This is a genomic window from Pontibacillus halophilus JSM 076056 = DSM 19796 (assembly GCF_000425205.1).
Taxonomy (GTDB): domain Bacteria; phylum Bacillota; class Bacilli; order Bacillales; family BH030062; genus Pontibacillus_A; species Pontibacillus_A halophilus.
Genome location: NZ_AULI01000001.1, coordinates 456,152 through 482,570 on the forward strand (window position 1 = coordinate 456,152; position 26,419 = coordinate 482,570).

A 26,419-nucleotide genomic window follows, 5' to 3' on the forward strand; every position below is an offset into this window, starting at 1 on the left:
GAAGTTCAGAGGATGGGAATTACTTTTCGCCAACGTGCACTTTGATTGTTCCCATCACTTCGTTGTGTAATTTAACAGGAACATTGGTGTATCCAAGAGAGCGAATCGGGTTGTCTAGTTCTATTTTACGCTTATCGATTTTAATGTTATGCATCTTCTTTAATTCATCTGAAATGTGCTTGCTTGTAATCGATCCGAATAGACCGCCTTGGTCGCCAGATTTCGCTTTAACTTCGACCGTTAAGTCTGCAAGTTTTTCTTTCAGTTTCTTAGCATCTTCAACCTCTTGCTGCTCTTGTTCTTTTTGCTTTTCATTTTGCTGTTTAAGAGCTTTTAGGTTTCCTGGAGTAGCTTCAACTGCTAGCCCTTTTTTCAGAAGGAAGTTACGCGCATAGCCTTCAGATACGTCTTTTACTTCGCCTTTTTTTCCTTTACCTTTAACATCCTGTTGGAAAATCACTTTCATGATTCGGTGCCTCCTTCAACGTACTCATCAATAATTTCTTTTAATTGAGCTTCCGCTTCTTCAATCGATGTATCATCTAATTGAGTCGCTGCGTTCGTCAAATGCCCTCCGCCATTCATGCTCTCCATGATGACCTGGACATTCACATCTCCTAATGAACGAGCACTAATGCCAATACGGCCGTCTTCACGTTCCGAGATTACAAAGGAACAAACAACGCCGCTCATCGTTAATAGCGTATCGGCAGCTTGAGCAATCAGTACCGGGCCATACGTTTCGCCGTGATCTCCTTTTGAGATGGCGATGCCATCCCGGTAGATCGTCGCTCGTTCAATTAGACGACTGCGATTCACATACACATCCAAATCTTCTTTCATAAACTTCTGGACGAGGACAGTATCTGCCCCTTTCGAGCGCAAGTAACTTGCCGCATCGAACGTACGAGAGCCTGTACGAAGCGTGAAACTCTTCGTATCTACGATGATACCCGCTAAGAGTGCGGTTGACTCTAACATATTAAGCTTCAATTGCTTTGGTTGATATTCTAACAGCTCAGTCACGAGTTCTGCAGTTGAAGAGGCATACGGCTCCATATAAACGAGCGTAGGGTCTTCAATGAACTCTTCAGCTCGACGATGGTGGTCAATGACAACAACATGCTCCGTCTTCGACAAGAGCTTCTCTTCAATAACAAGAGAAGGTTTATGCGTGTCTACAACGACGAGGAGTGTATTCTTCCCAACGACTTCCTGCGCCTGGTCAGGGGAGACGAACCAAGACCACAGCTCATCATGCTCCTCGACCTCTTCAATTAAACGTTGGACTCCCGTATTCATTTCATCTGGGTCATACACGATAAATCCGTCTTTGTCGTTCGCTTGGGCGACCTTTAGAATCCCAATACACGCTCCAATCGAATCCATATCCGGATTCTTGTGCCCCATAATCATGACCTTGTCACTTTCTCGGACAAGCTCTTTCAACGCATGAGAGATGACTCGTGCACGTACTCGTGTCCGTTTCTCCATCGGATTCGTCTTCCCACCATAGAAGCGTACTTTCCCGTTCTCATCCTTAATTACAACCTGGTCACCGCCTCGGCCAAGTGCGAGGTCGAGACTAGACTGGGCAAGTTCACCAAGCTCAGGTAGAGGGACTTCTCCAGAGCCAATTCCAAAGCTTAATGTAAGCGGCACATTGTTTTCGGAAATCAGTCCGCGAATTTCATCTAAGATCTCGAATTTATACTTCTCTAAGTTGGCTAATATCTCTTGATTCATGATGGCAAAGAACTTCTCTTGTGAAGAACGCTTCAAGAAAATGTTATGTTCTTGAGACCATTTGTTTAAGAGGGAAGTCATTTGAGAATTTAGATGACTTTTCGCTGTATCATCCATCGCCTGCGTAATTTCTTCATAGTTATCAAGAAAAATAATAGCAAGAACCGTTCGGTCGTTCTGGTACGACTTTTGTAGTTCTTTTTGCTTTGTACGATCGAACAAATAAAGAAGACGTTCCTCTTTCTTAATTTGCGTCTGTAGCTCATAATCTTCTACTTCTACCCATACTTCTTCCTTATCTTCCTTAATGGCTGGCACAAGCTTCTTAGAGACCTCATTAAGCGATTTGCCTACTAATGTATCATTTGGGAAGAAGTTGTTCATATAAGGGTTCGCCCATTCAATATCATGCTCTTCACTATAGAGCACAATCCCAAGAGGCATCTCAAGTAACGCTTCTTCACCGACCTTCTTTACTCGGTGGGAGAGCGTCGATATATACTCTTCAGTCTCAGATAACAAGTGGCGTTCACTACGCACACTGTAGTATATAGAGGCAGCCAATAATGCGGTCATGATTAAACCGAGCTCCCACTGATAGTAGTAAATGACCACCAGTAACAAAACGGATAATAAATAAATTACCCACAAATGGCTGCTCAAGGTTGGTTTTTTAAAGATATTCGGCATGACCGTCATCTCCTACAGTTGTAAACGACAAACTATTGCTTATTCGACGAATTCGCAATTCGTTTACGTAAATTAAAGCCTATATCAATTATACCTAATATCCGAATAGGATTCAGCAGGATATAAAAGAAAAATAACGTGACTACGACAACAGTTATAGGCAACGCTTTGGATTTCCCTTTTTGGTAGCTCCACTCAAATAGTAAAGAAAACCCTTGTAATACAGCTAGTAAGCCTGTAAAGATATAGGCATTTTGAACAGCTAAATAAAAGAGTCCGTCCCCTTCTGGATTAAGGAAGAGAGAGAAGACTACCGCAATGAAGTAATACCAAAGCAGCGCAGTAGGGAATGCTAGCTTTCGAAAAGGCGGAAAGCTGTAGTTCGTCTGGAATATACGATTATGCAGCTTATATCCTAACCAAAGCATAATGAAAGCACCAAAGACAGATATAATCGCCATAATGCTTGGAATTAAATCGACAGTTTGTGTGACGAGTTCACGAGCTAATTCCTTCTGTTCTTCAGATATGGTCGAGTTCATCGTTGATACCATCGACTCTGCTTGATCAATGGACTGATCAACCGATGCTTGAAATTCTTCCATAAAGTTAATATCAAATAAGAGTTGAGCACTCAAATAAAAGAGGAGCGTCCCTATTAGGAAGCCTACCGAGCCCTGTGCCCATGTCTCATAGGCAGTTCTCTTATGATATACTCCGACGCCTAGTGCAATTCCTCCTAATCCAGCTAAAAGTGTGAATGGAATAGAGAATAACTGCACGAACATCAACGATACAAGTAAAGCGGCAGTGAAAAACAAGATAGATGATTTTCCACCATGCCGACTAGCAAATAGGAAAAACGGAAGGGGGAGCAAGAATGATACGACGGCTCCTGCAATTGGTACAAATGTAGAAATGACCAGAAGCAAGACATAAATCGCCGCTAACACCGCACCTTCCGTTAGAGCGTTCGTATTTTTCATGGTTACTTGAGCACCTCTTAACTAATCCTTTTCAATTGGTTCTATCATACACCATACCAAAGTGTTCTTTCCTCTTTCAATCTTTTCCCTTTAATTGGAGTTTAGAAGGGGAGGAGGAGAATAAACCATTATTATGTAAAAAACACAGCAGGGAAAGTCCCTGCTGTGTTTCTATAAAGACTATTAGTCGTTCACGTATGGCAATAGTGCCATTTGACGTGCGCGTTTAATAGCTCTTGTTAATTTACGTTGGTATTTAGCAGAAGTGCCTGTTACACGGCGAGGAAGAATCTTTCCGCGCTCAGATACGAAGCGCTTAAGAAGTTCAACATCTTTGTAATCGATGTGAGTGATTCCGTTCGCTGTGAAATAACACACTTTTCTACGTTTTGAACGACCACGACGAGCCATGAAGAATGCCTCCTTTAGAAGTTATTAGAATGGTAAGTCATCATCCGAAATGTCAATCGGTTCTCCATTATCTGCGAATGGATCATCTTGACTTGGTTGATTACTATTTCCGTAAGGGTTTTGATTCTGGTTTTGTTGGAAGCCTTGTGAGCCACCGCCACCAGTATTCGCTCCCTTAGACTCAAGAAATTGTACGCTATCTGCAACAACTTCCGTGACAAATACACGTTTACCTTCCGAGTTATCAAAGCTACGGCTTTGAAGTCGACCATCAACGCCAACTAAGCTCCCTTTTTTCATGAAGTTTGCTAAGTTCTCGGCAGCGCGACGCCAGACTACACAATTAAGGAAGTCAGCATCTCGTCCACCTTGGCTGTTGAATGGGCGATTCACGGCAATGGTGAAGTTCGCTACAGCTACTCCGTTTGGTGTATAGCGCAAATCAGGATCCTTTGTTAACCTGCCGACCAATACGACACGATTTAACATGGGAATCCCTCCTTATTGATCGTCTTCGCGAATAGCGATATGACGAATAATATCGTCAGAGTACTTAGCTAGACGATCGAATTCATTGATAGCCTCTGATCCGCTCTTGATCTTAATGATCATATAGATTCCATCGCGGAAATCATTAATCTCATAAGCAAGACGACGCTTACCTTGTTCTTTTACTTCTGTGATCTCCGCACCGTTCTCAGTAAGCACGTTGTTAAAACGTTCAACAACCGCTTTTTGAGAATCTTCATCAATGTTCGGGCGGATGATATACATGATTTCGTAATTTCTCATCCGTCTACACCTCCTTTTGGACTTAGCGGCCCTCTATGGGGCAAGGAGTAATTTAAAATGTCGATTCAATTACTCACAATGTAGTATTATAACAAAGAATTACAGAAAGTACAAGCAACAAAGGAATTCTGATTTTACGCTTTACACATTAAATCGGAAGTGAATGACGTCTCCATCACGGACGATGTATTCTTTACCTTCTAAACGGACATTTCCTTGCTCTTTCGCGACGCTCATGCTTCCGGCATTCATTAAGTCGTCGTAAGCTACCGTCTCAGCACGGATGAATCCACGCTCAAAGTCACTGTGGATGACACCTGCCGCTTGTGGTGCTGTCATACCTTGCTTGAACGTCCATGCGCGCACTTCCTGCTCTCCAGCAGTGAAGTATGTCGCTAAACCAAGCAAGTTGTAAGAAGCTTTAATTAGCTGGTCTAGACCAGACTCTGCGATCCCAAGGTCATCAAGGAATTCTTGTTTCTCTTCTCCTTCAAGCTCAGCAATCTCAGATTCAATCTTCGCACATACGACGATAACCTGTGAGCCTTCTTTCGCAGCGTAATCACGTACTTTTTGTACGTTCTCGTTCTCTTCTGGATTTTGGATTTCATCTTCGCCAACGTTTGCAACGTAAAGCATCGGCTTCGTTGTTAGGAGGTGAAGACCTTTCGCAATCTTCGTCTCATCATCATTTAATTCAATCGCACGTGCCGGCAGTTCTTGTTCTTCTAAGCCTTGCTTCAATTTAACAAGTACTTCTTGCTCAGCCATCGCTTCTTTATCCTTCTGACGAACAAGCTTCTGAACGCGGTCTAGACGCTTGTTTACTGTCTCAAGGTCAGCCAAGATTAACTCAAAGTTAATCGTCTCAATGTCAGAGATTGGATCTACACTGCCTGATACGTGTGTGATGTTATCATCAGCGAAGCAACGGACAACTTGAGTAATTGCGTCCACTTGACGGATATGGGATAGGAATTGGTTTCCTAATCCTTCACCTTTACTTGCACCTTTAACAATTCCGGCAATATCAGTAAATTCGAAAGCTGTTGGAACAGTTTTCTTTGGATTAACTAACTCAGTTAGCTTTTCAAGACGAGCATCAGGTACCTCTACAATCCCGACGTTAGGGTCGATTGTACAGAATGGGTAGTTCGCTGATTCCGCTCCTGCTTGTGTTATTGCATTAAATAAAGTTGATTTACCAACGTTTGGTAGGCCTACAATTCCTGCTGTAAGTGACATTCGTTTATTCCACTCCTTAAGGATTTCCGTTCATATGAACGCAGATTATGCGTGACAGTCAACCTCATTATAGATACGGATTTATAATGAGACAAGTATAAACAAAAGCAAAACAAGGGCATTTGATACCCTTGTTGTTTCATCATTAAACGTAAGTTTCTACAATTTCGCTAGTACCATTGTACTTGTTCTTCCATTTTAATATCAACAACTTAATTCACATGAAACATTTCTCTGTTTCACGTGAAACGGATTCTAGTCGCCTGCGCTCTCAAGCACTTTCTTCATTTTACTATCAAATTGACGTCTTGGAATCATTACACTATGGCCGCACCCTTGGCATTTAATGCGGATATCTGCTCCCATACGAATGATTTTCCATCGATTCTCACCACAGGGGTGTGCTTTTTTCATTTGAACGATGTCATTCAGTTCATATGCTTTTCGTTCCATTATCGGACTCCTCCATTAGTAGCTTGTTCCATTTCTTCTTGTCGATTGTACATGACTAATCGAGGGAAAGGAATTTCAATTCCGCGCTCGTCCAATCGATTCTTCAATTCTTTACGTAGAATCCGCGCTGCAGGCCAATGGTTCATCGGTGCAACCTCAGCAATTACTCGTAAGATTACATCAGACGAACCGAGACTTTGTACGCCTAAGAGTTCAGGAACTGTAATGAAGTCTTCGTATTTTTTAGGAAGCTCGAGTAGCAGTTCCTCAATGACTTCTTCCGCCTGGTCAATTTGCCCTTCATAGGCAATGCTAAGGTCAACGACTGCGACGCCATTATGCATGGAGTAATTCGTAATTTCGGCAATGTTACCATTTGGAATCACATGGAGTTCACCAGTCCAACTCTTGATTTTCGTTGTACGGATGCCGATTTCTTCAACAAATCCTTCCATACTTGAGGCCTTGATGTAATCCCCAACAGAGAATTGGTCTTCAAAAATAATAAAGAACCCCGTGATAATGTCTTTTACGAGGTTTTGCGCGCCAAAGCCTATAGCAAGCCCAGCAATACCAGCCCCTGCAAGTAACGAGCTAACAGGGATGCCGAGTGTCTCAAGAATCATCACAATTCCTGCAAAATAGACAATATACTTGAGCATGTTCTCAAGCAGGCGCGATAACGTCATCTCTCGTCGGTGAGTAATTTGAAAGGGACCCTTACGTCTTCGCTTGAACAGATTGTGAATCAGTGTCCGCCCAACCCGAATAACGAGAAGTGCTAAACCAATAATCAGCGCAATGTGGAAAATGACTTCAATTAAGTCCGTCCATATCTTAGGCTGCAAAATGTAGTCCAACAACTTGTCCCACTGGTCCTTGATCCAGGTCAACTACAATCCCTCCCAATCGATACACATAATATGTTATTTTAACAGGTTTCTAATCCAATTTATATCGATTTGCAAAAGGATAAATAAGAATAGCAGAGAGCACATATAAGTTTAACAATCCGTAAAGGGGATATAAGTATTCTATTAATGTCGAAAAACCGATCCCCGTCAGTGGAATCATGAGAATGAGAGTAATAGAAGCGAGTACCCATAGCGGCAGGTTGAAGTAGGAGCGAAATCTTGTTACTAAGCCAAGTACCCCTGAAGCGGCGGTTGTGAAGATGGCTATCCACAACAACATCGAAATGAATGCAAACATTTGATGGGAATAATGCTTAAGAATAGCGAATAGAGGAATCTCATAAACTAAGATATCATCTGCAATTTCAATCAAACTATTGTTATAAATAAGTGAGATGCTACCTAGTATGACTCCACTTCCAATTGCCGAAATCCACACCTCACCCTTTGATTTCATTTCATTCCCGACTGCACCAATAACCGCAATAAGCGGAAGAATGTTCAAGGCTGTGAAAGGAAATGCTGCTGTCCAGTTTTCACTACCTTGGAATTGGGAATATAGACCTAAGCTCTGATTTAAAGTGAAATGAATCAAAACGTAAAGCAACCCAACAATCAACAGCGGCAGGATATACGTGTTTAAGGACAGAACCCCATTAATATCACGGCTAAAGACTAATACGAGCGGAACCACAATCAGAACAATCCCAAACCAGTAAGGTTGATGGAAAGCCTGAAGGGTAGCCCCACTACCAGCCAACATCACAACAGTCGTCGTAAATAAGTAGAGAACAATCATCCCATCATACACAACAGAAAGCCTCTTTCCTACAATTGTCCGTAATACCGGAAGATAATGCTTAGACTGACTGTGATAGCTGATGGATAGGATGGTAAACGTACAAAGCGTAAAGAGGACCGTGAAAATAAGAATAGCCAGTCCACTTTCATAACCAAAAAACTGCCATAACTCCCGTCCTGAAGCATAACCCGCCCCAATCATTGTACCTATAATTAAAAACATCCATTTAAACCCCGATCGAATCATGTTTGTACCCCCATCCTTGTTCGTCGATGTATAGAATGACGTGAAACGCTGTATACTAATACCAATATGACTACGGAGGATAAGCTATGAATCTAAAGCAGAGATTTTTCCATGCTAAACCAGAAGAACGTTTCCATTATGAAGATGACCTCTTGCTTTCTGGAATGACAGAGAAACTCCTGGAATGGGTACCTTCCAATCGTGATCTCGTCCTTGTTTGCATCGGTACAGATCGCTCAACTGGTGATTCATTTGGACCTCTGTTGGGGAGCTTGCTTGAGGAGAAACGGTTGAACCACGTTCATGTCTATGGAACGCTAGATGAACCTGTTCATGCTGTGAATTTGGAAGAAAAGCTTCAAACAATCGGAGAAAATCATCAGAATCCTTTCATTATCGGTATTGATGCGTGCCTTGGTAAAGTCAGTTCAGTCGGAAGTCTCATCATTGGAAAGGGGCCTGTGAAGCCTGGAGCGGCCGTGAAGAAGCAGTTGCCAGAGGTAGGGGAGCTACACATTACAGGCGTGGTGAATGTGAGTGGGTTTATGGAGTACTTTGTGCTTCAGAATACGCGCCTTAATCTTGTCATGCATATGTCAAAGCGCGTTGCACAAGTGATTCAATCCTACGATCGAAAACGAGGGAAAGTTGCACCAAAGCCTCAAATTACGCTACAAACCGTTAAGAAAACAGTTGCCCCTTGGTCGCCAGTAAAAGAATAAGCCAGCACCATGTGCTGACTTATGTGAATTGCAAATATCCATATAATACAAATCCAACAAACAACAAGCTCGGTAGCAAGTTTGCTACACGAATCTTAATGATATTTAATAAGTTTAACCCAATTGCTAGAATTAGCAATCCGCCGGTTGCTGTTAATTCTACGATGAGCATATCTAGGAAACTTTGTGAAACGAATTGATCAATCTGGGTTGCAAACAAGGCAATCAACCCTTCATACATCACAACCGGCACCACGGAAAAGATGACTCCAATCCCAAGTGTAGTCGTTAGAATTAAGGCAACGAATCCATCAAGGATAGACTTTGTGAACAAGACCGAATGATCTCCTCGAATTCCACTATCCAATGCCCCTACAATAGACATTGCACCAATGACGAAGATAAGGGAGGAGGTCATGAATCCTTTTGAAACGTTGGATTCAGACTTCGTTTTAGATTCAAGCCAGTTCCCCAGTCGTTCGATTTTCCCTTCAATATTTAATCCTTCACCTACGACGGCCCCTAGCAACAAGCTGACAAGCACCACAATAATTGACTGTGATTGAATGGCCATCTGAAGTCCAATGAGGATGACCGCAAGTCCAATTCCATGCATGGCTGTTTCTTTCACTTTCTCAGGAATCTTATGTAGGACAAGTCCTAACGTTGTACCTACTACAATGCCAACCCCATTAACAATGGCACCTGACAACACCATATAAATCCTCTCCTTTATGACTGTTCTAGATGACGTTTCATGTGAAACATCGTCATTTGATGTCTATACGCAAAAAAATCCTGGTTTTGAGAATGACACAAAACCAGGGAAACGATCGTTATTCGTGATCTAACAGTTGTAGGATGCGTTCTAAATCGTCATTCGTAAAGAATTCAATCTCAATCTTACCTTTACGCTTCCCGCGTTGGATGTTCACCCCTGTACCCAAGCGGTCTTGTAGCTTTAACTCACGTTCTTGCAGAAACACATCTTTCGTTGGACGTTTTCGTTTCTTTTTCGCGCTTTTTTCATTCATCTGCACGATTAGATATTCCACTTGGCGAACATTTAGTCCATCCCGCTTAATTTTCTCGACAAGGGGGAGGATTTGTTCTTTATCTTTAAGGCCAAGTAGGGCACGTCCGTGGCCCATTGTTAGTGAACCTTCATTGATTAACTTGCTGACTGGTTCCGGCAAAGAGAGGAGCCGAACGATGTTGGCGATATGAGAGCGACTCTTACCTAAACGCTTAGAGAGTTCTTCCTGTGTTAAATCCAATTCATTCATAATGCTTGTATAGGCATGAGCTTCTTCAATCGGGGACAAATCTTCACGTTGTAAGTTCTCTAGTAAGGCAATCTCCATCATTCTACTGTCTGTAAGCTCCCTGACTACAGCTGGGATGGTTGGCAATCCTGCAGCCTTCGCAGCTCTGCAACGTCGTTCTCCCACTACGATTTCATAACCCTTAATACTTTTACGTAGTATGACTGGTTGTAGTACTCCATATTCTAAGATCGAATCTCTCAATTCATCGATTGCTTCTTGCTGGAATGTTTTCCTTGGTTGATAAGGATTTGGGCGACATTCTTTCAGGGCTATTTCCTGTACTTTTTCTTCTTCTTGCTGGTCTAATTCAGGGAAAAACGAACCTAATCCCTTACCCAACCCTCGCGCCATTCGCCATCACTTCCTTTGCTAAATCTAAATAAACTTCCGCACCTCGTGATTTCGGATCGTATAAGATAATCGGTTGCCCGTGACTTGGTGCTTCGCCTAAACGGACATTTCGCGGAATAATTGATCGGTACACTTTATCCTGAAAGTACTTCTTCACTTCTTCAATGACTTGAATACCGAGATTTGTCCTCGCATCCAACATCGTCAACAATACCCCTTCGATCATTAACTCTTTATTCAAGTGCTTCTGAACCAGACGGACCGTATTAAGAAGTTGACTGAGCCCTTCCAACGCATAATACTCACACTGAACAGGGATTAATACCGCGTCTGAAGCGGTTAACGCATTAATGGTCAACAGACCAAGAGAAGGAGGACAGTCAATAATGACATAATCATAATCTTCTTTCACTTGATCAATCGCCTTCTTCAGACGTACTTCTCTTGATATGGTAGGAACAAGTTCAATCTCTGCCCCCGCTAACTGAATCGTGGCCGGAATGATATGTAAGTTCTCGACCAGTGTTGCGACATTTACAGCCTTCGGGTCTAAGTCTTCAATTAAGACGTTATAGACACAGTAATCCATATCCGCTTTATCAATGCCGACCCCACTCGTTGCATTCCCCTGTGGATCGATATCGACAAGCAACACTTTATGATTCAAATAGGCTAAGCACGCACTTAAATTGACAGCTGTCGTGGTTTTACCCACTCCACCTTTTTGATTCGCAACCGCTAATACCTTCCCCAATGATGTCACCTACCTAATTCCTGTCATCTATTAAACTTATTCTATCATTTTTTTCTGAAAATAAATGGACATTTTAAGCATTTGACGTACAAAAATCCCCATCCTGTGCGGAACACGAAAGATGGGTCTCTACAAAACTATGATTGTTTGTTCTTCGGAATCTTAATGGTAATCTGATAATACTCATCGTAGTCTTCTTCGTCAGTCTCTAAATCAATACCTGTGTCAGAAACCATATTTAAAGATTGTCGAATGGTATTCATCGCAATACGCATATCTTTACTAATGCCCTTAAGTTTGGGTTTCTTTTTCTTTGGCTCTTTATTCTCAAGCATTTTGCTAATTCTCTCTTCAGTTTGCTTCACGTTCAGCCCATTATCAATGATGAGCTGGAGCAAGGCAACCTGTTTATCAGCTTCCTTTAGTACAATAAGAGCACGTGCATGGCGTTCTGTAATCTTCTTATCTAATAATGCCTGTTGAACTTCATCAGGAAGTTTCAATAGACGTAATTTATTTGCGACAGTAGATTGGCTCTTTCCTAATCGTTGAGCTAATGCTTCTTGGGTCAACTCATGAATCTCAAGCAAGCTCGCATAGGCCTTTGCTTCTTCAATGACCGTTAGTTCTTCACGCTGAAGGTTTTCAATGAGTGCAACAGAAGCCGTTTGCGAATCGTTCATCTCTCTTATGATAGACGGCACATTCGTCCAACCTAAGGATTTAACCGCTCGCCAACGACGCTCACCAGCAATAATTTCATACCTTGTATTGCCATCGGCTTTTCGGAGAACAATGGGTTGAATCATTCCATGCGTCTTAATCGTTTGGGCAAGTTCTTCAATCTTCTCTTCATTGAAAATGGAACGAGGTTGATAACGGTTCGGTTCAATATCATCAACGTTGACTTGAATCACTTCGTCAGGATGATATTCTGGTTGGTCCTGCTCTCCCGCTTCGGATTTGTCCCCTAATCCAAATAGACGGCTAAACGGGTGTTTCATCCTTCGACACCACCTTTTCTCTCCACACGTTATGTAAGACTCCAGTGAGTATATAGATGTTTCACGTGAAACAAAAGAAAAAAATCAATCAAAAAGCGCTGCAGCTGCGAAGCTACTGCGCAATATTTTCCGAGTCTATATCTTTAACAATTTTACCATAAAAGCAACATGAATAGCAGATGTTCTAGAAATCTTTTCATAATCTTCAAATTCGAGAACAATTTATATATTCGCCGCGTTATTCCAAATTCCTTCTATTCGATTCAGACAAAATGGCTGTTGAACAAAGAAAAAGGCGCTCAAGTGAGCGCCTTTTTCTATTCTGTAATTGGTGATTTATTTGGTAGACCCGGTTTCCGTGGATACTTCTTCGGTGTCTTACGTTTCTTATCTACAATGGCAATATTACGCTCACTGTCCTCTTGAGGAAGATGGAATTGATGAACCTCTCTCATCTCTCCTCCTAACAGATTTACAGCAAACGTGGCATCATCCCATTCATCTTGGAAACTTGCTGCTTTCATAGCGATAAAGGTTCCACCTGTCTTAACAAGCGGAAGACAAAGTTCACTTAAAACAGACATACGAGCTACCGCTCTTGCCATCACAATATCATAGGATTCTCTAAATTTCTGGTTTTTGCCGAACGTTTCTGCACGATCGTGGTAGAACGCCACGTCTGAAAGCTCTAGCTGATTCGCTAAATGGTTTAAGAACGTGATACGTTTCTTTAAAGAATCCACAATCGTGACTTTGAGATTAGGAAAGACGATTTTAAGCGGAATACTTGGGAATCCTGCCCCTGCTCCAACATCACAAATGGACACCGGTTGACTAAAATCGTAATAAAATGCAGCGGAGATGGAGTCGTAGAAGTGTTTTAAATACACTTCTTCTTGGTCCGTAATCGCTGTAAGATTCATTTTTTCATTCCACTCAACAAGGGTTTCAAAGTACGTATGAAATTGGTTGAGTTGATGTTCCGACAACGTAATTCCCTTTTCGTTTAGCGCATCAAGAAAAGCATCTACTTTCATGGTCCAACCCTTTCTCTATTAAGATTCAACGCGTGCGATTTTACCTTGTTCCAAATAGATCATTAGGATATTCACATCCGCAGGGTTAACACCTGAAATACGTGAAGCCTGCCCAAGTGACAATGGACGCACTTCTTTAAGATGATCTTTTGCTTCAAAGGCTAATCCGTGGATAGCATCGTAGTCAATGTTATCTGGGATTTTCTTACCTTCCATGCGGCGCATTTTCTCTACTTGCTGCATGGATTTCGCAATATAACCAGCGTATTTGATTTGAATCTCCACTTGTTCTTCTACATCTTCCGGTAATTTCGTTTCAGGAGATGTAAGTTGAGAAACCATGTGGTATTTCATTTCAGGACGCTTCAACAAATCGGATGCACGAATAGCATCTTTCAGAAGTGTTCCGCCTGCTTGTTCAATGACAGCTTGAACCTCATCTTCGGGCTTCAAGATGACACTTTCTAATCGTTTCTTCTCAGCTTCGATTAGACTCTTCTTCTCTTGATAACGACTGTAACGTTCTTCTGAGATCATGCCAATTTCATATCCAATGTCTGTTAGACGTAGGTCTGCATTGTCATGACGAAGAAGAAGACGGTGTTCGGCACGAGAAGTCAGCAAACGATATGGCTCATTTGTACCTTTCGTAACAAGGTCATCAATCAGAACGCCAATGTAAGCTTGAGAACGGTCTAGAATAACCGGCTCTTTGCCAAGTACTTTAGAAGCTGCATTAATCCCAGCCATTAAGCCTTGTGCGCCAGCTTCTTCATAGCCAGAAGTACCGTTAATTTGTCCTGCCGTGAATAGACCGCTAATTTTCTTCGTTTCAAGTGTTGGCCATAACTGTGTTGGCACAACAGCATCATATTCAATGGCATAGCCTGCACGCATAATCTCTGCATTTTCAAGGCCTGGTACCGTTTTAATCATTTCGTGTTGCACGTACTCTGGAAGAGACGTGGATAAACCTTGGACATACACTTCTTCTGTGTTACGGCCTTCAGGCTCGAGGAAGACCTGGTGTCGAGGTTTATCGTGGAAACGCACAATCTTATCCTCTACAGAAGGGCAATAGCGTGGTCCTGTGCCTTCAATCATGCCAGAATACATGGCAGATAGGCTTAAGTTATCATTGATAATTTTGTGCGTGAATTCGTTCGTGTACGTAAGCCAACATGGAATTTGGTCTGTAATAAACTCTGTCGTTTCATAAGAAAACGCACGAGGTTCTTCATCACCTGGTTGAATCTCAGTCTTAGAATAGTCAATGGAATGACTGTTAACGCGCATCGGTGTACCCGTCTTGAAACGAACGATGTCTAAACCAAGATCTTCGATGTTTTGTGCTAATTTAGAGGAAGAGCGTTGGTTATTCGGTCCACTTTCGTAGGAAAGGTCGCCAATAATAACGCGGCTTCGCATAAATGTACCAGTTGTCACGATGACAGAATCAGCGTAGTAAGCGCCGCCTGTTTCCGTAATGACACCTTTACACACGTCATCTTCAACAATCAATTCGTTGACCATACCTTGACGTAACGTTAGATTCTGTTCGTTCTCAAGTACTTCTTTCATTTCTTGAATATATAAATGTTTATCCGCTTGTGCACGTAAAGCACGAACGGCAGGGCCTTTTCCTGTGTTCAATAGACGCATTTGGATATACGTTTTATCAATGGTCTTGGCCATTTCGCCACCAAGCGCATCAATTTCACGCACAACAATGCCCTTAGCCGGGCCTCCAATTGAAGGGTTACAAGGCATAAATGCAACCATATCCAAGTTCAACGTTAGCATAAGTGTTTTCGCTCCGCGACGTGAAGACGCAAGAGCAGCTTCTACACCTGCATGACCGGCACCAACAACAATGACATCGTAGTGTCCAGCATTATATGTTGCCATGATATTCTCTCCTTAACATGTGAATTATTTCCCTAAGCAGAACTGGGAGAATAACTGGTCGATTAGGCTGTCGCCGACAGTGTCGCCGACGATTTCACCTAGGATTTCCCACGTTCTCGTGACATCAATTTGCACTAAATCAATTGGCATTCCCATTTCCATGCTATTCATAGCATCTTCAAGCGCACTTTTCGCCTGATTGAGAAGTTGAATATGACGAACATTCGAAACGTACGTCATATCGCCGGTGTCGAGTTCTCCTTCAAAGAAGATGTCTTTAATGGAATCCTCGAGTTCATCAATGCCTTCTTCCTTAATTAAGGACGTTGAAACAATTGGCGCATCACCAGCAATTTCACGCAATCGTTCGGTGTTGATTTTCTTCTGGAGGTCTGTCTTGTTCAGGATGATGATGGTATCGAGGTCACGTACAATCTCAAATAATTTCTCATCTTCCTCCGTGATTTCATCTCCGTAGTTCATTACAAGTAAGATTAAGTCCGCTTCCTTAAGAACTTGGCGCGATCGTTCTACACCAATCTTCTCAACAAGGTCTTCTGTTTCACGAATACCCGCGGTATCAATTAAGCGTAGTGGTACCCCACGAACGTTGACGTATTCTTCAATTACATCACGCGTTGTACCAGGTACATCTGTAACAATCGCTTTATTCTCATGCACGAGCGTATTCATTAACGACGATTTTCCAACGTTTGGACGTCCAACGATGGCTGTCCCTAATCCTTCCCGAAGGATCTTCCCTTGTTGCGCGGTCTGGAGGAGCCGTTCAATTTCCGCATGTACTTTCTTCGTATTCGTCAGCATTAATTCGTTCGTCATCTCTTCTACATCATCGTATTCAGGATAATCGATGTTCACCTCTACAGAGGCAAGAGACTGGAGCAAATCTTGACGCAAGTCTTGAATCATCTTGGATAGTCGTCCATCAATTTGCTTCATAGCAACATTCATGGCTCGGTCAGTCTTTGCGCGAATTAAGTCCATAACCGCTTCAGCTTGAGACAGGTCAATACGTCCGTTCATAAAGGCACGCTTTGTAAATTCACCTGGCTCAGCCATTCTTGCTCCATTTCCAAGAACTAGCTCGAGTACACGGTTAACAGATACCATGCCACCGTGGCAGTTAATCTCAACAATATCTTCTCTTGTAAATGTCTTTGGAGCTCGCATGACAGAAACCATTACTTCTTCGACAAGTTCATCCGTTCTAGGGTCCACAAGCTTTCCATAGTGAATCGTATGGGAGTCGACTTCATTTAAGTCTTTTCCTTTAAAGATCCCACTTGCTATTTCTACCGCTTCTGGTCCACTTAACCGTACAATGGCAATGGCACCTTCACCCATCGGTGTCGAAATGGCGCTAATTGTATCTGTTTCCATGCGCGTTCACCCCTTTCAATTTACTTAATCTATATAGTTATCCACATAATCATTATATTTACAGTCACTAACCTTAATAGGTTAGCATAAGTCGCTTAGAATTGAAAAGTTTTTTAATCAGTCTGCCCAACTTCATAGCCGCTATTCTATCCACATGTGGATATCTTTTCATCCACCACTGAGCGGAGAGCGTCTTTTCTCCAATAAAAAAAGCCAGGAGTATGAAAACTCCTGGCTACTTTTCTACTGCTTTGGTCGAACGACTACGTAACGATTCGGTTCGTTACCATCCGAGTAAGTCGTCACTTTCGGATGTCTCTGCAAAGCAGCATGTATAATCTTTCTCTCATAGGAAGGCATGGCTTCTAATGAAACGTCCTTTTGCAACGCTATACATTTATCTGCTGTATTTTCAGCCAATGACTGAAGCGTTGCTTTCCGGCGCTCACGATAACCTTCTGCGTCAACGTATACGGTATAGAATTTATCCGTGTGCCGATTAATGGCGAGCTGTGCCAGACTTTGAAGAGCGTTTAGTGTTTTTCCACGCTTACCAATCAGCATAGCAACGCGTTTTCCTGAAAGTTGGAAATAAACGTTACGGCTTTTCTGGCGTACTTCAACTTCAACATCAGCACCCATTCCATTGGCAATCTCTTGTAAGTAATCCATCGTTTCCTGAACAGGATCAGCAGCGGACGCTTCTTCTGGTTCGCCCAAATCCTGTTCAGCTTCATCGATAGAATGTTCCAATCGATTTTCTTCTACAACTTCAGGTTCAATAGAAGTAGGAGTTCGTTCTTCTAAGGTTTCGCTCACCTCAACATGATTCGCATCTGAATCATCTTGTGGCGCTTTAGAAGTCTCGAACGAATGAGACGGATTGAATTGAACTTTCACAATCGCTCGTTTAGAACCAAAAAGGCCAAACAAACCCTTCTTACCTTCATCAATTACTTCAATCTCGGCTTGGTCTCTAGAGATGTTCAACTGATCTAGTGCTGACTGGACCGCTGCCTCAACATTCACACCAGAAGCAGTTACTTGTCTCACTAGTTTGAACCTCCTGCGTCTTTCATGATTGGACCACGAACGAAATACGTTTGGGCAATCATGAAGATGTTACCTACAACCCAGTAAAGCGCTAAGGCAGCAGGGAAGTTGAGTGCGAAGACTCCAATCATAATCGGAAGGACATACAACATCACTTTCATTTGTGGCTGTTGAGCTGCCGCACCGTTTCCTGCCATCATTAATTTCTGCTGTAAGAACGTCGTCAATGCAGCAATTAATGGCATGAGGAAGAACGGATCGGGCTCACCTAGCTCGAACCAAAGGAAACTATGTGCATTGATTTCTTGTGTACGTACAATGGCATGATAGAACGCAATCAAGATCGGCATCTGAACAATTAATGGGAGACACCCAGCAAGCGGGTTTACTCCATGCTTCTGGAATAGTTGCATCGTTTCCTGTTGAAGCTTTTGTTGAGTTTGCTGATCTTTAGAACTATATTTCTCACGAAGTGCTTGAAGTTCTGGTTGGATGGCTTGCATCCCTTTCGAACTCTTCAACTGCTTGATGTTCAATGGTAGAAGAACCAAGCGGATAATTAGCGTAACAATAACAATCGATAAACCGAAATTATCACCGGTTACATTAGCTACATATTTCATGAGCTCAGACAGGGGATATACAAAATACTTGTTCCATATACCTGTACTATCTGAGTTAATTGGTTCGTTAATCTCCGTACACCCAGTTAGTACAGCTAGAAGTCCCGTCAATGCTACAAGTAAAAGGACTTTCTTTCGCAACGTCTTTTCCTCCTTAGTCTTATCCCTATGTATCGTGCAGTTTGAACAAGTTCATCTTACCATTAATCAAATCTGCACTTCTATATTAAATAAAAAGAATAAAAGCTATTTTTGGACTTTCTTCTTTTTCAATAAGTGAGTTTTAGTCAAAACATGCGTCAGACTCTTCTTAATCTCATGGAAATCCATTTGATTCGTCGGCTTCCTAGCAATTACGACCAGATCATAGTGTTGCTTTAGAAATGGATCTAACTCTTGGAACGCTTGTCGTAAGTACCGCTTAATCTGATTTCTCATCACGGCATTGCCAATTTTCTTGCTGACAGAAAGGCCAACTCGAAAATGATGTTGATCTTCCTTCTTCACGTAATACAACACTAATTGTCGATTAGCGAAGGAAGTTCCTCTTTTAAACACGTATTGAAATTCTTCATTCTTCTTAATTCGGTAATTCTTCTTCATTGCTGTTTACACACTCCAATAAATGTGAGGAACCACTCCATCAAAACATCCCATAAAGTTGATAAAAGCTAGAAAAAAGACCACTGAGTAGAATGTCAGTGGCCTATGCAGATAAAACTTTTCTTCCTTTACGACGACGACGCTTTAGAACCTCACGTCCATTTTTTGTACTCATACGGGTACGGAAACCATGGACCTTTTTACGCTTACGGTTATTTGGTTGAAATGTACGTTTCATTTATAAGACACCTCCCTGAGGAAAGAAATACTTAAAACTTCAAAAGACAGTCTTACACATTATAAGTATGAATGCAGATAGATGTCAACTCATTATTCCAAATGCAATCTTCAGAAGCTTGTACAACACATTAGATCTCAGTTGTTCCAGAGGGAGTGTGAATAACATTTGAACCCAAAAACCGTTATCCACACCCATTATAGACAAGATAATCACAAAATATAGTGCTGTGGAAAAGATTTATCTACAACGGATTGAATATGTGGATAACCACTCGAAAAACATTGCACTGTCTGTTTTTATTTGGTATTATATTTGTGTTTTAACGCTGAATAACTCACGAAGCTAATAACACTTACCCACAGATTGTGGATAAACTGTGGACATTCATACACACGATTGTTTGCTCTTTTATCAACAAGCCTGTGGATGATGCTAATAAGTTTATGATACACTGGCATACCAACTATTTTATCTCCACATTTGTTATAACGAACAAGATTGAACAAACCTTGTACAACATACCTCCGGACCTTTCTCGGCTAGGTACAACTAGTTGATTTAGAAAGATGTCGAGAGGTTTTTTGTTTCATAGATACTAACGTTAAAGAAGAAAGGGGTGAATGTCTTGGAAAACATTACAGAGCTCTGGAATACTACGCTCAGTCATGTAGAAGAGAAAATCTCGAAGCCAAGCTTTGAGACATGGCTAAAGAGCACGAAAGCTGATTCCTTGAAGGATGATACGTTAATCATTACTGCTCCTAATGAATTCGCAAGAGATTGGTTAGAAAGTCGCTATGCTGATTTAATTTCTGACACATTATACGAAGTAACCGGGGCACAACTACGAACAAAGTTTATTATCCCCGAATCAAAAGATGAATCTCTCGATGACCTAAAACCCGCAGCCAAACAAGTCCCGAATATTAAACAAGACGAACAAGAAGAATCGCCTCAAAGCATGTTGAATTCGAAATATACGTTCGACACATTTGTTATTGGTTCTGGAAACCGATTTGCTCACGCTGCCTCACTAGCTGTAGCCGAAGCTCCTGCTAAGGCGTATAATCCACTCTTCATTTATGGAGGAGTTGGACTTGGAAAGACTCACCTGATGCATGCTATTGGACATTATGTATTAGATCATAATCCTTCTGCTAAGGTTGTTTACCTTTCTTCAGAGAAGTTTACGAACGAGTTCATTAACTCGATTCGGGACAATAAGGCCGTTAATTTCCGCAATAAATATCGAAATGTGGACGTGCTCTTAATTGATGATATTCAATTCCTCGCTGGAAAAGAACAAACTCAAGAAGAGTTCTTCCATACGTTCAACACGCTTCATGAAGAAAGTAAACAAATTGTCATCTCAAGTGATCGTCCACCTAAAGAGATTCCGACGCTTGAAGATCGACTTCGTTCCCGTTTCGAATGGGGTCTTATTACAGATATTACGCCTCCTGACTTAGAGACTCGGATTGCAATCCTAAGGAAAAAGGCGAAAGCTGAAGGCTTAGATATACCAAATGAAGTGATGCTCTATATTGCAAATCAAATAGATACGAACATCCGAGAACTAGAAGGTGCACTTATTCGTGTAGTTGCTTATTCTTCCCTCATTAATCGAGATATTAACGCATCCCTTGCAGCAGAGGCATTAAAGGATATCATTCCTTCTTCTAAGCCGAGGGTGATTACGATCCAGGCGATACAAGAGATGGTAGCGAAGAAATATAGCATTAAACTTGAGGATTTCGCTGCGAAGAAACGAACTAAATCTGTAGCTTATCCTCGCCAAATTGCTATGTATTTATCAAGAGAGATGACGGACTTCTCTTTACCTAAGATTGGCGAAGAATTCGGGGGTCGTGACCATACAACTGTCATTCACGCCCATGAGAAGATCTCTAAAATGATTAGTTCAGATTCAGAAGTTCAACGTGATATCGATGAATTAAAAGAATCACTGAAAGCAAACACTTAACAGGGCTGTGAATAACTATATTTGTTGTACAGAAAGTTAATCACAACTTATGCACATGTGGAAAACCTTAGTATCAACGAGTTAATTATGGTTATCCACAAATTCACAGCCCTTACTACTACTACGACTATTTTTTTATAAATAAATATATATATTAATCACGAATTCTAGGAGGATTCCTGCATGAAGTTCACAATCCAACGAGATCAATTAATGGCTAGCGTTCAAGATGTCATGAAAGCCATCTCGTCTCGAACAACCATCCCTATCTTAACGGGTATGAAATTGGAAGCATCTGAGGATGGGATTAAATTAACCGGTAGTGATTCAGATGTATCCATTGAATCATTCATTCCAGCCGAAGAAGATGGAATTGTCTATGTAGAGGATATTCAACCAGGGAGTATCGTATTACAGGCTAAATATTTCCCGGATATTGTGCGTAAGTTACCACAATCGTCCGTTCATATTTCTGTTGATGACCATTTAAACGTTAGCATCCAATCTGGAAGTGCTGAATTTCACTTAAATGGCCAAGATGCAGAAGAATATCCACAGCTTCCTCAACTTCAAACTGAGCACAGCTTGGAGATTCCAATTGATTTATTGAAGACGCTAATTAAACAAACTGTTTTCGCGGTGTCCACGTCAGAAACACGACCTATCTTGACAGGTGTAAACATGCAGATTAGCGGAGACGATTTATACTTTGTCGCAACAGACAGCCATAGACTTGCTTCTAGAAAAGTTCCGATGAATGGCCAACTTAAGAATCTTTCTTTTGAGAATGTTGTCATTCCAGGTAAGAGCTTAACGGAACTGAATAAGATCTTAGATGATTCTCAGGAAACAATCGAAATTAGTGTGACGGAGAACCAAATTCTATTTAGAACGAAGCATCTATACTTCTTGTCTCGTTTGTTGGATGGAAACTATCCAGAAACATCCCGTCTTATTCCAGAGCAAAGCAAGACGGTTGTACAAATCGATACGAAAGAATTGCTACAATCCATTGACCGTGCTTCCTTACTTGCTAAAGAAAATCGAAATAGCGTCGTGAAACTCGTGACAAAGAACGATACACAAGTTGAAATTACGAGTAACTCGCCTGAAGTTGGGAAAGTTGTCGAAGAAGTTCGTACCGAATCGCTTGAAGGAGAAGAACTTAAGATTTCCTTTAGCGCTAAGTACATGATGGACGCACTGAAAGTCATGGATAGTGAAAAAGTAAATATTCAGTTCACAGGTGCCATGAGACCATTCTTGATTCAGCCTATTGATGATGACCAAATTCTTCAGCTGATTCTACCTGTTCGAACGTATTAATTTCGTAAAGCAAGGGGAACTTCCTCTTGCTTTACTTTTCTTATGGCACATTATTTAGTAAAATAAAGAGATGGCAAACTCAAAAAAATAGGGTGAAAATATGAACGAAATTGAAATCAATACAGAAATGATCCAATTAGGTAAGTTTCTACAAATTGCTGGCGTTATTGAAACTGGTGGCATGGCCAAGTGGTTCTTGTCTGAATTTGCTGTAACAGTAAATGGAGAAGAAGAATCAAGACGCGGTCGTAAGCTAACGATTGGCGATGTCATTGAAATTGAGGAAGTTGGCACATTTAAGGTCGTACCAGAACCAGAAGAGTTGGATTAATGTAGAGGGGAATCCCTATGCGCATAGATGAATTGGCATTAAGACATTACCGGAATTATGAAGAGCTGCATCTCACATTTGATGATCGAGTCAATGTGATTATTGGAGAGAACGCCCAGGGGAAGACAAACTTGATGGAAGCCATCTATGTTTTAGCTTTTTCGAAATCTCATCGTACGCCACGGGACAAAGAATTGATTAAATGGGACGAGGAATATGCTAAAATAAAAGGGGCAGTCCATAAACGAAATCGACGACTACCGATGGAGATTGTCGTATCTAAGAAGGGCAAGAAAGCGAAATTAAATCACCTTGAACAAAAACGCCTCAGCGATTACATTGGGGCGTTAAATGTTGTGATGTTTGCTCCGGAGGATTTGAATCTTGTAAAGGGAAATCCTCAAGTACGACGTCGGTTTATTGATATGGAGATTGGTCAGATTCAACCGACTTATATTTATCATTTAGGACAATATCAAAAAGTTTTGAAACAGCGTAACTCGCTCTTGAAAGACATGCAGCGTAATCGTCACGCACAGCCAGACCGGACCATGTTGCACATTCTAACCGAGCAACTTGTAGAACATGCGGCTGTCATTACTTCCAAGCGTTTTACGTTCATGCAGCTCCTTCGGAATTGGGCAACACCCATCCATGAAGGGATTAGTCGTGGCCTTGAACGATTAGAAATTGGCTATCAAGCTACTGCGGATGTATCAGAGGACATGGATTTGTCCAAAATGATAGAAGTCTATACAAATAAATTTCAAGATATAGAGAACAAGGAGATTGAACGAGGGACCTCACTTTCAGGTCCACATCGTGATGACCTTGTTTTGTATGTGAACGGTAAAGACGTCCAGACGTATGGTTCCCAAGGCCAACAGCGTACAACGGCCCTATCCTTGAAACTGGCCGAAATTGAGCTGATTAAGAGTGAGGTTGGGGAATATCCAATTCTTCTCTTGGATGATGTCTTGAGTGAACTAGACGACCATCGTCAATCCCATCTCTTGCACACGATTCAAGGAAAGGTGCAAACATTTGTGAGCACAACAAGTGTGGACGGGATTGAACATGAGACGTTGAAGCAAGCGGATCTGTTTTATGTGACGGAAGGCAAAGTGACGAAGGAGAAGTGAGGTGCTTACGTGTTTATACACATTGGGGAAGACCACGTAATTGAGTCGAAAGATGTTATTGCAATTGTAGATTCAGATTTAATGGATTCCTCTCAGATTGTAGAGGAAATGATTACGAACCAGACACGAAATGAACGCGTGTTTGACTCTCCACAAGCGGACACGAAGTCAATCGTCATTACAAAACAGTTTATCTATTTCAGCCCGTTGTCTGTTTACACGTTGAAAAAGCGGGCAAATATGACATCGGCTTTAAAGAATATGGATGATTACTCTGAAGAGTTTACGGAATAAATGATTGACGCTCTATAGAAGAGAACCTAGGAAAGAAGTGTAGGTGAAGAGAATGGCAATGGATGATAACGTAACAAATGAACAGAGCTATGATGAAAGTCAGATACAAGTACTAGAAGGTCTAGAAGCTGTTCGTAAACGTCCCGGCATGTACATTGGCTCTACGAATGAGAAAGGACTTCATCACCTTGTCTGGGAGATTGTCGATAATAGTATTGATGAAGCTTTAGCGGGCTACTGCGATACGATTACCGTGACAATCGAAGAAGACAATAGCATTACCGTTACGGATAACGGTCGAGGAATTCCAGTTGGCATGCACAAAAAGGTGAATCGACCAGCTGTTGAAGTAATTCTGACTGTTCTACACGCAGGTGGTAAGTTTGGTGGCGGCGGATATAAAGTTTCAGGGGGACTTCACGGTGTTGGAGCTTCCGTTGTAAATGCCTTGTCATCTGAACTAGAAGTCTATGTTCATCTAGATGGGAAGATTCATTACCAACGCTTCCATCGTGGCGTCCCAGAAGAAGATCTGAAAGTAATCGGGGAAACGGATGTAACAGGTACTCGTATCCATTTCACACCTGATGAAGAGATCTTCACAGAAACACGAGAGTATAACTACGATACGCTTGCAAATCGCTTGAGAGAGCTAGCGTTTTTAAATAAAGGCATTACCATTACGATTGATGACAAGCGAGAAGAAGAAGCTGAGGAGAAGGCGTTCTATTACGAAGGTGGAATTAGTTCCTACGTGGAGCACTTGAATCGCACACGTGAAGTATTTCATGAGCCATTCTATGTGGAAACGGAACAAGAGGGGATTACAGTAGAGATTGCCCTTCAATACAATGACGGCTTCGTAGGGAACATCTATTCATTCGCCAATAACATTAATACGTATGAAGGCGGAACGCATGAATCAGGATTTAAGACGGCACTGACGCGTGTCATTAACGATTATGCGAGAAAGAATCAGATGTTCAAGGATAACGACCCGAACCTAACAGGGGACGATGTGCGAGAAGGATTAACAGCCATTATCTCCATCAAGCACCCAGACCCTCAGTTTGAGGGACAAACGAAAACGAAGCTTGGGAATAGTGAGGCTCGTACGGTGACAGACGCTGTCTTCAACGAACAGTTCTCTAAATTCCTATTCGAGAACCCTGAAACGGCTCGCAAAGTTGTCGAGAAAGGGTTAATGGCTTCTCGTGCCCGTTCGGCAGCGAAAAAAGCACGTGAATTGACCCGAAGAAAGAATGCGCTTGAAGTATCGAATCTTCCTGGTAAATTGGCGGATTGTGCTTCGAAAGACCCGTCCATTGGAGAACTGTACATCGTTGAGGGTGACTCAGCGGGAGGTTCTGCTAAGCAAGGCCGAGACCGTCACTTCCAAGCCATTCTTCCATTACGCGGAAAAATTATAAACGTTGAGAAGGCGCGTCTAGATAAAATCCTTTCCAACAATGAGGTTCGTTCCATCATCACAGCACTTGGAACGGGAATTGGGGAAGACTTTGATATCTCGAAGGCCCGCTATCATAAGATTGTCATTATGACAGATGCGGATGTGGATGGTGCACACATTCGAACACTATTATTAACGTTCTTCTATCGCTATATGCGCCCGTTGCTAGAGTATGGCTATATTTATATCGCTCAGCCGCCTCTATACAAGATCCAACAAGGAAAAGTGGCCTATTACGCTTACAACGATAAAGAGATGGAAGCGAAGCTAGAAGAACTTCCTAAGCAGCCTAAGCCAGGCTTACAACGCTATAAGGGTCTTGGTGAGATGAATCCTGAGCAACTTTGGGAAACAACAATGAATCCTGAAACTAGAACGACGCTACAGGTTAGTCTACAAGACGCGATTGAAGCGGATGAAATATTTGAGATTCTGATGGGAGACAAAGTAGAGCCCCGCAGAAACTTTATTCAAGATAATGCCCAATATGTGAAAAACCTTGATGTGTAATAGAAGAGACCTCTACTAGAGGTCTCCTTCTTCCTCATTTTGGATAGGAGG

The 26,419-nt window shown here is 41.8% G+C and carries 28 protein-coding genes; 7 read left to right on the forward strand and 21 right to left on the reverse strand.

Annotation, left to right across the window (positions count from 1 at the left end; genetic code table 11):
• Positions 1–19: 19 nt before the first annotated feature.
• From rplI to H513_RS0102155, 10 genes are all read right to left on the reverse strand, one after another.
• Positions 20–466, reverse strand: coding sequence for a 50S ribosomal protein L9 (gene rplI / locus H513_RS0102110; protein ID WP_026799214.1), 447 nt, complete (start codon positions 464–466; stop codon positions 20–22).
• Positions 463–2,436 (reverse strand): DHH family phosphoesterase, encoded by a 1,974-nt coding sequence (locus H513_RS0102115; protein ID WP_026799215.1) that lies wholly within the window; start codon positions 2,434–2,436, stop codon positions 463–465. Before H513_RS0102115 ends, rplI begins: the two co-directional genes overlap by 4 nt.
• A gap of 32 nt (positions 2,437–2,468) precedes the next feature.
• A complete protein-coding gene (locus H513_RS0102120; protein ID WP_026799216.1) occupies positions 2,469–3,422 on the reverse strand; it encodes a YybS family protein in 954 nt (317 codons plus the stop codon).
• Positions 3,423–3,605: 183 nt separating this feature from the next.
• A complete protein-coding gene (rpsR, locus tag H513_RS0102125) occupies positions 3,606–3,833 on the reverse strand; it encodes a 30S ribosomal protein S18 (RefSeq protein WP_026799217.1) in 228 nt (75 codons plus the stop codon).
• A gap of 24 nt (positions 3,834–3,857) precedes the next feature.
• Complete coding sequence (gene ssb / locus H513_RS0102130) at positions 3,858–4,322, reverse strand: single-stranded DNA-binding protein (RefSeq protein WP_026799218.1); 465 nt, start codon at positions 4,320–4,322, stop codon at positions 3,858–3,860.
• 12 nt (positions 4,323–4,334) lie between these two features.
• A complete protein-coding gene (gene rpsF, locus H513_RS0102135) occupies positions 4,335–4,625 on the reverse strand; it encodes a 30S ribosomal protein S6 (protein WP_026799219.1) in 291 nt (96 codons plus the stop codon).
• A gap of 141 nt (positions 4,626–4,766) precedes the next feature.
• A complete protein-coding gene (gene ychF, locus H513_RS0102140) occupies positions 4,767–5,870 on the reverse strand; it encodes a redox-regulated ATPase YchF (RefSeq protein ID WP_026799220.1) in 1,104 nt (367 codons plus the stop codon).
• Positions 5,871–6,125: 255 nt separating this feature from the next.
• On the reverse strand, positions 6,126–6,323 hold the full coding sequence (locus tag H513_RS0102145) for a DUF951 domain-containing protein (RefSeq protein ID WP_026799221.1): 198 nt from the start codon (positions 6,321–6,323) through the stop codon (positions 6,126–6,128).
• Positions 6,323–7,216 (reverse strand): mechanosensitive ion channel family protein, encoded by an 894-nt coding sequence (locus H513_RS0102150; RefSeq protein ID WP_026799222.1) that lies wholly within the window; start codon positions 7,214–7,216, stop codon positions 6,323–6,325. Before H513_RS0102150 ends, H513_RS0102145 begins: the two co-directional genes overlap by 1 nt.
• Positions 7,217–7,265: 49 nt before the next feature.
• Entirely contained in the window at positions 7,266–8,285 is a 1,020-nt protein-coding gene (locus H513_RS0102155) for a YkvI family membrane protein (RefSeq protein ID WP_026799223.1), read from the reverse strand.
• Positions 8,286–8,371: 86 nt separating this feature from the next.
• On the opposite strand from H513_RS0102155, the gene yyaC reads away from it, so the two are divergent.
• Complete coding sequence (yyaC, locus tag H513_RS19465; RefSeq protein WP_051239593.1) at positions 8,372–9,007, forward strand: spore protease YyaC; 636 nt, start codon at positions 8,372–8,374, stop codon at positions 9,005–9,007.
• A 19-nt stretch (positions 9,008–9,026) separates the two neighbouring features.
• Here the strand turns inward: yyaC and H513_RS0102165 are convergent, their stop codons facing one another.
• The 11 genes from H513_RS0102165 to rpmH all read right to left on the reverse strand — a co-directional run bounded on the left by H513_RS0102165 (position 9,027) and on the right by rpmH (position 19,307).
• The gene (locus H513_RS0102165) at positions 9,027–9,725 is read right to left on the reverse strand and encodes a DUF554 domain-containing protein (RefSeq protein WP_026799224.1); all 699 of its coding nucleotides are present in this window, start codon (positions 9,723–9,725) and stop codon (positions 9,027–9,029) included.
• Between the two features lie 118 nt (positions 9,726–9,843).
• Complete coding sequence (locus H513_RS0102170) at positions 9,844–10,686, reverse strand: ParB/RepB/Spo0J family partition protein (protein WP_026799225.1); 843 nt, start codon at positions 10,684–10,686, stop codon at positions 9,844–9,846.
• A complete protein-coding gene (locus H513_RS0102175) occupies positions 10,667–11,440 on the reverse strand; it encodes a ParA family protein (protein ID WP_026799226.1) in 774 nt (257 codons plus the stop codon). Before H513_RS0102175 ends, H513_RS0102170 begins: the two co-directional genes overlap by 20 nt.
• A gap of 137 nt (positions 11,441–11,577) precedes the next feature.
• Positions 11,578–12,444, reverse strand: a complete 867-nt coding sequence (gene noc, locus H513_RS0102180) for a nucleoid occlusion protein (protein ID WP_026799227.1) — start codon at positions 12,442–12,444, stop codon at positions 11,578–11,580.
• Between the two features lie 317 nt (positions 12,445–12,761).
• Complete coding sequence (rsmG, locus tag H513_RS0102185) at positions 12,762–13,481, reverse strand: 16S rRNA (guanine(527)-N(7))-methyltransferase RsmG (RefSeq protein WP_026799228.1); 720 nt, start codon at positions 13,479–13,481, stop codon at positions 12,762–12,764.
• Positions 13,482–13,499: 18 nt separating this feature from the next.
• Complete coding sequence (mnmG, locus tag H513_RS0102190; protein WP_026799229.1) at positions 13,500–15,389, reverse strand: tRNA uridine-5-carboxymethylaminomethyl(34) synthesis enzyme MnmG; 1,890 nt, start codon at positions 15,387–15,389, stop codon at positions 13,500–13,502.
• A gap of 24 nt (positions 15,390–15,413) precedes the next feature.
• Positions 15,414–16,790 carry a tRNA uridine-5-carboxymethylaminomethyl(34) synthesis GTPase MnmE gene (mnmE, locus tag H513_RS0102195; protein ID WP_026799230.1) on the reverse strand — a complete coding sequence of 459 codons (1,377 nt, stop codon included), beginning with the start codon at positions 16,788–16,790 and terminating at the stop codon, positions 15,414–15,416.
• Between the two features lie 243 nt (positions 16,791–17,033).
• A complete protein-coding gene (gene jag / locus H513_RS0102200) occupies positions 17,034–17,843 on the reverse strand; it encodes an RNA-binding cell elongation regulator Jag/EloR (protein ID WP_026799231.1) in 810 nt (269 codons plus the stop codon).
• A complete protein-coding gene (spoIIIJ, locus tag H513_RS0102205; RefSeq protein WP_026799232.1) occupies positions 17,843–18,607 on the reverse strand; it encodes a YidC family membrane integrase SpoIIIJ in 765 nt (254 codons plus the stop codon). The genes jag and spoIIIJ overlap by 1 nt, the downstream gene beginning before the upstream one ends.
• 105 nt (positions 18,608–18,712) lie before the next feature.
• Entirely contained in the window at positions 18,713–19,069 is a 357-nt protein-coding gene (gene rnpA, locus H513_RS0102210) for a ribonuclease P protein component (protein ID WP_026799233.1), read from the reverse strand.
• Between the two features lie 103 nt (positions 19,070–19,172).
• Positions 19,173–19,307, reverse strand: coding sequence for a 50S ribosomal protein L34 (gene rpmH, locus H513_RS0102215; protein ID WP_026799234.1), 135 nt, complete (start codon positions 19,305–19,307; stop codon positions 19,173–19,175).
• Positions 19,308–19,935: 628 nt separating this feature from the next.
• Here rpmH and dnaA point away from each other — a divergent pair.
• The 6 genes from dnaA (at position 19,936) to gyrB (ending at position 26,368) form a co-directional block, all read left to right on the forward strand.
• Complete coding sequence (gene dnaA, locus H513_RS0102220; protein WP_026799235.1) at positions 19,936–21,294, forward strand: chromosomal replication initiator protein DnaA; 1,359 nt, start codon at positions 19,936–19,938, stop codon at positions 21,292–21,294.
• A gap of 183 nt (positions 21,295–21,477) precedes the next feature.
• Positions 21,478–22,620, forward strand: a complete 1,143-nt coding sequence (gene dnaN / locus H513_RS0102225; RefSeq protein WP_026799236.1) for a DNA polymerase III subunit beta — start codon at positions 21,478–21,480, stop codon at positions 22,618–22,620.
• 100 nt (positions 22,621–22,720) lie between these two features.
• The gene (yaaA, locus tag H513_RS0102230) at positions 22,721–22,951 is read left to right on the forward strand and encodes a S4 domain-containing protein YaaA (protein ID WP_026799237.1); all 231 of its coding nucleotides are present in this window, start codon (positions 22,721–22,723) and stop codon (positions 22,949–22,951) included.
• A gap of 17 nt (positions 22,952–22,968) precedes the next feature.
• Positions 22,969–24,093, forward strand: coding sequence for a DNA replication/repair protein RecF (gene recF / locus H513_RS0102235; RefSeq protein ID WP_026799238.1), 1,125 nt, complete (start codon positions 22,969–22,971; stop codon positions 24,091–24,093).
• A 9-nt stretch (positions 24,094–24,102) separates the two neighbouring features.
• Positions 24,103–24,387, forward strand: coding sequence for an extracellular matrix regulator RemB (remB, locus tag H513_RS0102240; protein ID WP_026799239.1), 285 nt, complete (start codon positions 24,103–24,105; stop codon positions 24,385–24,387).
• Between the two features lie 58 nt (positions 24,388–24,445).
• On the forward strand, positions 24,446–26,368 hold the full coding sequence (gyrB, locus tag H513_RS0102245) for a DNA topoisomerase (ATP-hydrolyzing) subunit B (protein ID WP_026799240.1): 1,923 nt from the start codon (positions 24,446–24,448) through the stop codon (positions 26,366–26,368).
• Positions 26,369–26,419 lie beyond the last annotated feature (51 nt).